Source organism: Candidatus Desulfolinea nitratireducens, from assembly GCF_982879505.1.
The window spans coordinates 1-9,145 of record NZ_CEYOSI010000142.1 but is presented as its reverse complement, the minus strand read 5'-3'; the positions used below and the strand labels follow the sequence as shown (position 1 = coordinate 9,145).

At 46.2% G+C, this 9,145-nt stretch carries 11 protein-coding genes; 10 read left to right on the top strand and 1 reads right to left on the bottom strand.

Features of this window, described 5'->3' with window-relative positions; translation table 11 throughout:
* Positions 1-215, top strand: a 215-nt coding sequence (locus AC3DOM_RS12305; protein ID WP_487919344.1) for a M55 family metallopeptidase, incomplete at its 5' end; no start/stop codon positions are given.
* 153 nt (positions 216-368) lie between these two features.
* On the opposite strand, the gene AC3DOM_RS12300 is transcribed toward AC3DOM_RS12305, so the two are convergent.
* The gene (locus AC3DOM_RS12300) at positions 369-1,046 is read right to left on the bottom strand and encodes a Crp/Fnr family transcriptional regulator (RefSeq protein WP_487919343.1); all 678 of its coding nucleotides are present in this window, start codon (positions 1,044-1,046) and stop codon (positions 369-371) included.
* Between the two features lie 151 nt (positions 1,047-1,197).
* Between AC3DOM_RS12300 and AC3DOM_RS12295 the strand changes: the two genes are divergently transcribed.
* The 9 genes from AC3DOM_RS12295 (at position 1,198) to AC3DOM_RS12255 (ending at position 8,813) form a co-directional block, all read left to right on the top strand.
* Positions 1,198-1,641, top strand: coding sequence for a hypothetical protein (locus AC3DOM_RS12295; RefSeq protein ID WP_487919342.1), 444 nt, complete (start codon positions 1,198-1,200; stop codon positions 1,639-1,641).
* Positions 1,642-1,646: 5 nt separating this feature from the next.
* Positions 1,647-2,087, top strand: a complete 441-nt coding sequence (locus AC3DOM_RS12290) for a hypothetical protein (protein ID WP_487919341.1) — start codon at positions 1,647-1,649, stop codon at positions 2,085-2,087.
* 110 nt (positions 2,088-2,197) lie between these two features.
* Complete coding sequence (locus AC3DOM_RS12285) at positions 2,198-2,980, top strand: hypothetical protein (protein WP_487919340.1); 783 nt, start codon at positions 2,198-2,200, stop codon at positions 2,978-2,980.
* A gap of 229 nt (positions 2,981-3,209) precedes the next feature.
* Entirely contained in the window at positions 3,210-3,845 is a 636-nt protein-coding gene (locus AC3DOM_RS12280; RefSeq protein ID WP_487919339.1) for a hypothetical protein, read from the top strand.
* A 232-nt stretch (positions 3,846-4,077) separates the two neighbouring features.
* On the top strand, positions 4,078-5,553 hold the full coding sequence (locus AC3DOM_RS12275; RefSeq protein WP_487919338.1) for a hypothetical protein: 1,476 nt from the start codon (positions 4,078-4,080) through the stop codon (positions 5,551-5,553).
* Positions 5,550-6,443 carry a formylglycine-generating enzyme family protein gene (locus AC3DOM_RS12270; protein WP_487919337.1) on the top strand — a complete coding sequence of 298 codons (894 nt, stop codon included), beginning with the start codon at positions 5,550-5,552 and terminating at the stop codon, positions 6,441-6,443. The genes AC3DOM_RS12275 and AC3DOM_RS12270 overlap by 4 nt, the downstream gene beginning before the upstream one ends.
* 94 nt (positions 6,444-6,537) lie before the next feature.
* Entirely contained in the window at positions 6,538-7,392 is an 855-nt protein-coding gene (gene cyoE / locus AC3DOM_RS12265; RefSeq protein ID WP_487919336.1) for a heme o synthase, read from the top strand.
* Between the two features lie 14 nt (positions 7,393-7,406).
* Positions 7,407-8,012 carry a hypothetical protein gene (locus tag AC3DOM_RS12260; protein WP_487919335.1) on the top strand — a complete coding sequence of 202 codons (606 nt, stop codon included), beginning with the start codon at positions 7,407-7,409 and terminating at the stop codon, positions 8,010-8,012.
* 126 nt (positions 8,013-8,138) lie between these two features.
* Positions 8,139-8,813, top strand: coding sequence for a hypothetical protein (locus tag AC3DOM_RS12255; RefSeq protein ID WP_487919334.1), 675 nt, complete (start codon positions 8,139-8,141; stop codon positions 8,811-8,813).
* Positions 8,814-9,145 lie beyond the last annotated feature (332 nt).

Sequence of the window (9,145 nt, the reverse complement as noted above, 5' to 3'; positions counted from 1 at the left end):
GGGCCGTCCAGCGCCTAACAGAAGGGAACGCCCCCAAACCCTTCAGACTTGTTGAACCCATCAATGGGCGGGTTCAGTTCCACTTCATTGAAATGGCTGATAGTGCCAGCCGCTTACCAGGAGCGACTCGTCTCGATGGAACCACAATTGAGTTTAGGTCTTCAGATATGCCCACAGCCTACCAGAGTTTTCGGGCTGTAGTTGGATTGGCTTAAGCAATAATCAAGATTTCAAAGCTTTTGATTACGGATTTTTTCGATCTCAGAAATAATTTGGGGTATTTCCTGTTGAAAAGTAAAGTAATGTTGCTAATCGGCCAGCTATGAGTTGAAACATCAATCTGTAAATTATCTCTCTGGCTTTTCGCATTAGTCTCGATGAGCAATATTTTCCAACATATTCTTATCTGAGATGAGAAATTCCGTTCTGTCAATCTTAATCACCCCTTGATCTGCAAATTTGTAGAGCACACGGCAAACCATTTCTCGTGTGCTGCCAATATGAGAGGCCATTTGGTCGAGGGTCATATCGCGAGCAACAGGGGTGTTCTCTCCATTACCACTGTAGCGATTCAGGAGAAGACTCGCCAATCGTCCCTGAACAGGTTGAAAAGCAAGGCTTTCCACAACATCACTGGCTTGCTGCATACGCAAGATCATCTGCCGTGAAAGCTCCCAGGACATTTTCCCATTTTCAAATAAAAAAGGCAATAACTCATCCCGGGACCACATGCAAATTTGACTGTCTTGTTCCGCGACAAGTGCAACGGGCATGGGTTCACCTTCCTCAAAGAAAGCCAGTCCCCAGAAGATTTCACGGGCATTGATCGTATTAGCAATCAGGCTCCGGCCTTCCCCAGATTCTTTTAGTGCAATCACTTTGCCTTTTTCCACCCAAAATAAATAAGGCCAAAGATCACCATTATGTGTTATCCATTCACCTTTCTTGTACTTTTGGGTAATGGCTAATTTCCCAAGAACTTCTCTATCCTGACTACCCAGGCTGGAAAAGATGGGATTTTCCGATAACAATTCAAGAAGTTCCATAAATACCTCATATTCAGAGAGCGCAAAAGTATTTTACAGTATAAATCCGGACTAAGACAGGATTTTGCTCTTGTATTTGCGTTAAAGCAAAGAATAATAATGTTATTAGTATTATATTTCACATATCGCAAATCATCAGAGGAGTCCCCAAATGAAGATTTCCAAAATGATTATTCCAGCTACAGTATTCATATTCTCAATTCTGCTCACAGCATGCGAACGAAATAATACAGTTTGCCCGCCTGAACTTGATTCAGAAAAACCAACCCTCAGGTTGACCAATTTGCTTTTGGTCACGCCTGGTCCTGATCAGTCAACGGAAAATATTGAAGTGGAGATCGGTAAAAAAATGATACTCGTCGACAAGTATATTTCTGGGCCAGTTTGTAATGACGATTGGAGCGGCATAATCTATGTGGGGTGCGATGCCCAGGTAGCAGAAGCTGAACTGGATGCAGATGCAAATCCGCTTTTCTTCAAAGGGTGCAATTTGGATATTGAACCCAACACCGTGGTTTACGTCGCCGCGCATAATAACGAGGCCTTCTACAAAGGTTGTTCATGCCATACTGGTAAAAATCCAATTCACCAGTGATACCAATGAGCAGTTCAAAATACAACGATAATAAATATTGGGAAATATTCTTGGTCATGATCTGCGTAGTGATGCTGTCCTCTTGCGCCCGCAATAAAACGGTTTGTTCAGATGAGAGCATCATTTATATTGACGAAATCGCCTCATTTCCACCATTAGCGGATACAGATATCACGGAAGGATCGTCACAGGTGTTGGCTGATATCAACGAAAAAAGGAAGCTTGTCGATCATATCGTGACAGGTCCTGTCTGCAACGTAAATTGGAGTGGAACGATCTATGTAGGTTGTGATATCCAAATCGCTGCCTGGGAAGAGGCACCGCGCTTCTTTGAAAAGTGCAATTTCAAGGTGGAGCCTGGCACGACAATCATTGTAGCTCCCCATAATAATGAAACTTTCTATAAAGGCTGTTCGTGCCATACTGGTGAGGAATTCTTTGAATAGTTTTAGCATTTGCGAAAAAGCAAATACTTTAATTTGATTTTGTTATATATTTCACATAACAGAAGCAAACAAATCTGATTGCAATAGACCACTAATCAAGGAGAAAAAAGATGAAAAGAAACGAGAAGCTGGGCGGCATAGTCGCCACCGTTGCTGGGATAATGGGCATCATCGGGCACTTTGTAATTTTCCTGAACTGGTACTTCCGAGGGATGTCTGCTGAAGCAGCTGAACCTGGCTGCGAGATCCTACTCAAGTGGATCAACCCCGCCATGGCAGATCTTGGCATTTTGGGTGGTGTGATCTTCCTTGTCAGCGCTTATGGATTTTTCACCAAAAAGGATTGGGCTTTCCTGTTATCGTGCATTGCGATTGTGCTTTCTCTCCAGGGAGCCTGGTTCATCAACGTTCCCTTTATGGCTGCCGGCTTGCCTCCGGTATATTTCACCATTTTCTGGCCCTTCCTGATCATCTTCTTTGTATTGATGAGGTCAGTCGGAAATCTTACATGGAGCCGAACCCTGGTTGGTTTTCTGGCCGGTATGGCCTGGGTATTCTGCCTGATGAATGGCATTGCCAGTCTGAGTCGCATCATCACCATCGGCTCACCTTTCTTTGCCCTTGTTCAGCGTATGCATTGGGTAGCCATGCTGGGATGGGGTGTGACCACAGTCTCCATTTTGATGGGCGCAAAAGAATGGACCTGGGTGACTGGTTTTACCGCCGGGGTTTTGGAGCTTGTAGTCGGGGTTCCCCTTGCCATCGTTACAGCTCAAGAATTAGGCCGTTTCTCTCTATTCTCCCTCGCACCCATTTCCTGTCTGATCCTGGTGGCAATCATGGTTTGGCCAGAGAATTTATGGGCAAGGTGGACCAATACAGTCGAAGTTTAAAAATATAAATACCAACACAACCCAAAGCGGATTCAAAAACATTCTTGAATCCGCTTTTATTTTCGCAACTCTCTCTCTCTCTCTTTTTCTCTCTCATCTAAGGTTAATATTTATGTGACTTTTATCACAGACGGGCGGGAAAAAACCTGTAATAATATATACTAGTTGTTGTCTGTTTTACGGCTTTCAAGTCGATCTTATCCACATACTCATAAGGAGAATCTGTATTATGACCCACCCAACAATTCTTGACATCGTACTTTTGCTTGCAACCGGCGCTACAGCGGCCTATATGATCTGGCGTTTCTGGACCCGCTACGGCTGGGAAAAGAAGGTCTACGCCCTCTACTATATCCTGGGATTCGCCGTACTTTTCGTTTCAGGCGTACTTTTGATCTTCATGGGTTATGAAATTCTTGCCACGCCATTTGTATTGACCGTGGCCAGCCTGATCCCCTTCGGGATTTCTGTTGGTATTGTACGCCAATACTATGATAAATTTAAAAAAGGCTATATCTGGTTCGCCACAATTGGTCTTCTAGCGATTGCAGTAGCTAGCTTTGCTGATATCGAAATTCTGCGTAAAATTGCTGTACCGCTCTTCCATGGTGTAGCCGGATTAATCATCTTCCTGGGCCCATTCCTCGTAAAAAAATATGGCGAGGGAAACCCTGCCAAAGGCTTTGAGTGGGTTGGCATCGGCGGTGTGCTGATCGGCCTTGGTGGCATAGCATTAGCATTCATTGTTTCAGGAGCACAATTGCTCTTCTTCAGCCCAGCGTTTGTCTTTAACATCCTTGCTGGTTTGCTCCTGCTTATGGCTCTTGCCTTTGCCTGGGGTTTCATGAAAGACATCAAGAAATAAACCTCAAATTAATAACTTCCGCAGTCTGGTTAAAGGGCTGCGGAAGTTATTTCTTGTCTGTGCATTTTTGTACTTATTTGCCTTTTATTAAAGACTATTTTTTTGCACTGTGATACCCTTTTCATGGAAATCAAGACAGGTTGTTTTATATTCGCACATTTGGATATTTAAGATAAATCCAATTATTTCCAGGGAGTTGATCTCCCTAAAACTAAAATGGAGAAATCTCGATATGGAAGCATTTTCAAAACGATTTAATTATCTCTTTGGTTCGACAAAAGGCTTGATTTTGGTGGCAATCTCCATGGTTGCCATTATTACTGCCGTGTGGGGCATGCTCTCAGGGCCAATGGCTGAGTTAGGAGTCCGAGATGTGGTTGTCAAGACTCTGGGTATGGATATGGTCCAGACCGAGCGTGAAGGCCGCATCATCATCCTGTATCACACAATTGCCATGGCCATCATCGCCATTGAGACATACATGGTTACCAGCCTGATAAAAATGAAAGAGTTCTATAAGATAGCTGTGCGTGTACTTATTACAGTTGGTTACCTTATGGCAATGATCTTTGGGATGGGATTCGCCTACTTTGGTCACAACTGGGCTTTCCACGGGTTGTACATCACTGGCTTAGCGTTGATCTTCTTTGCAGGTATCCTATTAACCATTGCTTTATCGCCCTGGAATCCCAAATATCACAACACGGATAAAGAATATGCCCATACGAAAAAGGGTATCGACCTGGAGCGGATGGCCTTCTTTGCCACAGCCCTCACTACGGTGCTCTCGGCTATGTTCGGAGCAGTACCCGGTTCGTTCTATGGGAACGGCTTCGAAACCTTCCTGGCTGAGAATATCATTCGCATGCCCCACAAGACCGTATTGGAATATTCAGTCATTGGCCACCTGCACATTATGCTGGCCCTGATCGCCATCATGCTGACCCTCATCATTGGGCGTTGGTTGAATTTCAAGGGCACCTGGCATAAAATCGCTATGCCGCTAATGATCCTGGGCACTATCGTACTTAACCTGGGGGTGTGGGGCGTCGTTACCCCGCTGCAACCTGCCGCCCATATGGTCATTTATGTAGGCGCAACTCCATCGATGCTGGCAGCTCTATTCCTATTAATCTGGAGTTGGAGAAAACTTATTCGAGATGGGACAGAGCATTTGGAAAAGCCCACTTTCGGGCAGAAATTCTCCGCCCTGCTGCGTGATCCACTAAAATTCGGTCCCACCTGGCAAATGCTTTTTATGAACTTCACCACCAGCTTTATCGGCATCTTCATGGCCATTCGCCTGGACGAAATTTTCCGCGTCTGGCCAGCTCGTGAGGAACGCATTGAACTGACCGGGCACTGGCACGTACTCTCAGCCATCATCGCCACGATCATCCTAATGTACTATGGCGACATGATCGGCCTGAAAGGCAAAGTCCGCCAATGGTATGGGTGGGGTCTCATCATTCTCTCCGATGTCGCCTTTGCCGCTGTGACAATTTTTGAAATGAAACGGCTCTTCATCACAGAAGCCGTACAGCAACCACTGGTCAATGCCCTCATGTACACTATGGATTTCGGCCTTGCGATGTTGTTGCTACTCCTGGCAATTGTATTGGCTTGGCGGCTGGTCGATTTATTCAAATCGAAAGGACGTTGGACCGAAGAAGTTGAACATGAACTCGTAGATGAGGTGATGAAATGAAACGCTTCGTTCTCCCCCTTATCCTGCTGACCGTTTTACTGACCTCCTGCGGCCCCGTTGACCTGAACGCTCCGATGCCCATCTATGAAACTGGCATAGACCCTAATTCATGGGTACCAATCCCGGCAGGCGAATTCTATTTCGGCCAGCACGAACATATCGAAAGTACACTTGCCTATCAGATTATGGTCACGGATGTAACTGTCAGTCAATATGCTGATTTTTTGAACTCGGCTCTGGCCGACGGCTCCGTAAAATTTGTAAATGATGAAATCGTCGGATTTTATCCTGGCGATATTTTCCGAGGATTCGAACACGAGGAAGAGATCAAAGCCGGTGACTGGGTTTTCATACCGCTGGACGACCCTTCCCAACGAGTTGAATTCGAAGACTTAACCTTCAGTGCTCAATCTGGTTACGAGAACCATCCGATGACGATGGTCTCCTGGTTTGGGGCCTGGGGCTACTGCGACTATTATGGTTACCGTCTCCCCACCGAAATGGAATGGGAAAAAGCAGCTCGTGGTACCGATGAACGTCCCTTCCCATGGGGCGAAGAAATTACCAGAGAAAACGCCAACTTCTATGCCAGCCGTGATCCGTTCGAGGATATGAGCAACGTTGGTTCACGTACATCCCCGGTCGGTTTCTACAACGGCAAAAAATTTGGCAATTACCAAACCCTCGATTCAGCCTCTCCGTACGGTTTGTACGACATGGCCGGGAATGTATGGCAGTGGACCGGTAACGTCTACGAGGATATGCACTATCGCTTCATGCGCGGTGGCTCAAAAGACACCTATGAAATGGATCTGCGACTTTGGGTGCGCAACAATGCCACCCCAACTTATGTCAGCCCCGGAGTCGGATTCCGCTGTGTAAAAGACTAGTCCGCTAGACAATAAAGACTGGCGACATTATAATTTCGCCAGTCTTTGTCCGAATTACCATCGTTCTCCCTGATACCAGCGTTGGAGCAGTATGATGAACAAAATAAAAACCAAATTTCGTCTCTATTGGCCACTGATAAAATATTCACAAACTTCGCTGCTGATGATAACAGGCCTCGCCGGTTATATGACCGCACGCTGCCCTGTCACCCATTTATCCACAATGTTGGGATTGTTTCTTAGCCTCTTCCTGACCATTAGCGGAAGCACTATCCTGAATATGTGGTATGACCGGGATATCGATGCAAAAATGCCACGTACCAGCAAACGCCCCTTACCCGCTGGTCTGGTCACCCCGCAAGAGGTTCTGAGACTGGGGTTGATTGTCTCCCTTATCGGTACAGCGATCGCCGTGGCGATGGACCCACTTTATGGACTGATCATCTTTGGCGGCCTCTTCATTGACGTAGTCCTCTATACGATTTGGCTCAAACGCAAAACTGCCTGGTCCATTATTTGGGGCGGTATCTCAGGCGGTATGCCCATTTTGGCTGGACGCGCCCTTGGTATAGGCGCAGTAGACTGGATCGGCATCGCCCTGATGTTCGCGATTCTCTTTTGGATTCCCACCCATATCCTGACCTTCTCCATGCGCTACAGGGAGGACTACAAATTGGCAGGGGTTCCCACCTTCCCTTCCACCTATGGAGATTTCTTCACCCGCAACACTATTGCTATTTCCAGTGTACTTGGCGCCATCGTAATTGGCATCGCCGCCTACGGGATTGGCACGAGCTGGGGTTTCCTGCGTTTGATGGGCGTCCTTTCTGGAGGCTTACTTGCCCTGGCAATAGCCAGTGTTATTAAGCCATCTGAAACTGTCAATTTTGGTCTCTTCAAATACGCTTCGCTCTATATGTTTAGCGCGATGATCTTACTCATGTTCTAATCCTGAAATACACAATGAAAAAAATCTCTGGACGTGATCGCCTCTTACTCCTCATCATGGGATTGCTCGCAGCTTATCAAATTGTGGAGGGCATCTCCGATACTGGCACATTCGCCTTAGCCGCATTCACTGTTGCCTTTGGCGTTTTACTCGTGGCAGGCTTGCTTCTGATCATCCTCGGCTTCGACATCCTCAACAGTCCGCTCGTGGTCATCATCTCGACCATTGTCCCGCTCAGTCTTTCATTGGGTCTCGTTTCTGAGCATCTCCCAGACTGGCAGCCAATCTACCTGACATTTGCCATCCTTGGCTTTTTGCTAATCGTCATTACTCGTTTTAAATTAACAGGTGCATTTGCCATCATTCCTGTCGCGACTGTCCATGGCATCGCCGGGATGCTCATCTTCCTGCTCCCGATCATCTTTAGCATCCAGGGCAAAACCCCGGCGGGATTCGCATGGGTTGGGTTCGGTGGCGCGTTGATTGGCGTCGGCGGTCTCCTGCTGACCTTCCTTAAGTCTGGCAAACCCATTCTCTCAAAAGACACTATTTTGAGGGTATTTCCCGGTCTGTTATTGCTCATGACGGCTACTTTTGTGATCGGATTTGCAGCCAGATAAGTCTTCATTTTGGCATTCGCATAAAGCGATTGTCATTTTTTTTACCTTTTCACTTGTGTCCATATTCACAATAACGTGTAGAATATATAAAAGCACAATCTAATCAATGTACAAAAGGAGAATAAAATGGGAAAGTTTTTACGTTTCATCGGTATTTTGTTCATGGGATTGACCGCTGCCTTTACGATTTTAGGCGGGGTTGGAACAACCTGTGTAGCTCTGGATGCGACCAAATATGAGGGCATGGAAGCCATAGCGCAATTTCAATGGCTCTACATCTTCTATGTCCTCGCGACCACTGCCATCGGTATCCTGGGTATTCGCGCCACCATTGCGCTTGTCCGTGGAAAAGAAAACGCCTATCGTGACGCACTGATCGCCCTCATCTCTGGAACAGTGATTGGCATCGTTCACATATTAACTTCACGTTCACTACGCGGGTCATCCATGCCCGTAGACATGGTCGTCTATGCAACAGTCATTACCCTGATCGTTTTCCTGATCCTTGGACTCCCAAAGGTCAAACAACTGGTTGACTTTGAAAAAAGTGATCACAACGGGGAAACCGCTGCAGGTGGGATGACCGCCATTGTAGCCGGGATGCTTTTCCTCAGCGTCCAAATGTGGGCGGGCCCGACCCACATCTTCGACGGCGTCAACCTTGCAGATCATTTCCATACCCAAATGATGGTTGGAGGAGGGATTTTACTCGTCGTGGGACTGGGATTGCTCATCTATGCCGCAGTGTCCAGCGCAACGGTTAACGAAATTGCAGTGCAGGATTCCAGTATTTCTGCATAGCAAAATCATCTCTGAATATTAGCCCCAAACATTGATTTGGGGCTTTTTCATTGCGAGAAGACAAACTCAGGTAATTTAGGCAATGATACAATTCAGCCTTATTCAGACAGAAATCAGCTTATGTACACACCGCTCTGGTTCGGCTGCAATCCTTATTGGTTATTAATATATGAATAATGGAAGAATAAATTCTCTAAAAACATTGATCCAATTTTTCCGTGGAGAGATGAAAAAAAGTCCTTTTAAAATCTGGCTTCGCGTTTTCCTTTTGGTTCAATTTACCATTATTTTTGGAATCTTTTTTTCTCAGGACATCGCAGCCGGGTATTTTA

Excerpts from the sequence above, each read along its gene's own strand:
- AC3DOM_RS12255 (WP_487919334.1), top strand. The coding sequence starts at position 8,139 with ATGGGAAAGTTTTTACGTTTCATCGGTATTTTGTTCATGGGATTGACC.
- AC3DOM_RS12290 (WP_487919341.1), top strand. The coding sequence starts at position 1,647 with ATGAGCAGTTCAAAATACAACGATAATAAATATTGGGAAATATTCTTG.
- AC3DOM_RS12295 (WP_487919342.1), top strand. The coding sequence starts at position 1,198 with ATGAAGATTTCCAAAATGATTATTCCAGCTACAGTATTCATATTCTCA.
- AC3DOM_RS12275 (WP_487919338.1), top strand. The coding sequence starts at position 4,078 with ATGGAAGCATTTTCAAAACGATTTAATTATCTCTTTGGTTCGACAAAA.
- AC3DOM_RS12285 (WP_487919340.1), top strand. The coding sequence starts at position 2,198 with ATGAAAAGAAACGAGAAGCTGGGCGGCATAGTCGCCACCGTTGCTGGG.
- AC3DOM_RS12270 (WP_487919337.1), top strand. The coding sequence starts at position 5,550 with ATGAAACGCTTCGTTCTCCCCCTTATCCTGCTGACCGTTTTACTGACC.
- AC3DOM_RS12280 (WP_487919339.1), top strand. The coding sequence starts at position 3,210 with ATGACCCACCCAACAATTCTTGACATCGTACTTTTGCTTGCAACCGGC.
- AC3DOM_RS12260 (WP_487919335.1), top strand. The coding sequence starts at position 7,407 with ATGAAAAAAATCTCTGGACGTGATCGCCTCTTACTCCTCATCATGGGA.
- AC3DOM_RS12300 (WP_487919343.1), bottom strand. The coding sequence starts at position 1,046 with ATGGAACTTCTTGAATTGTTATCGGAAAATCCCATCTTTTCCAGCCTG.
- cyoE (WP_487919336.1), top strand. The coding sequence starts at position 6,538 with ATGAACAAAATAAAAACCAAATTTCGTCTCTATTGGCCACTGATAAAA.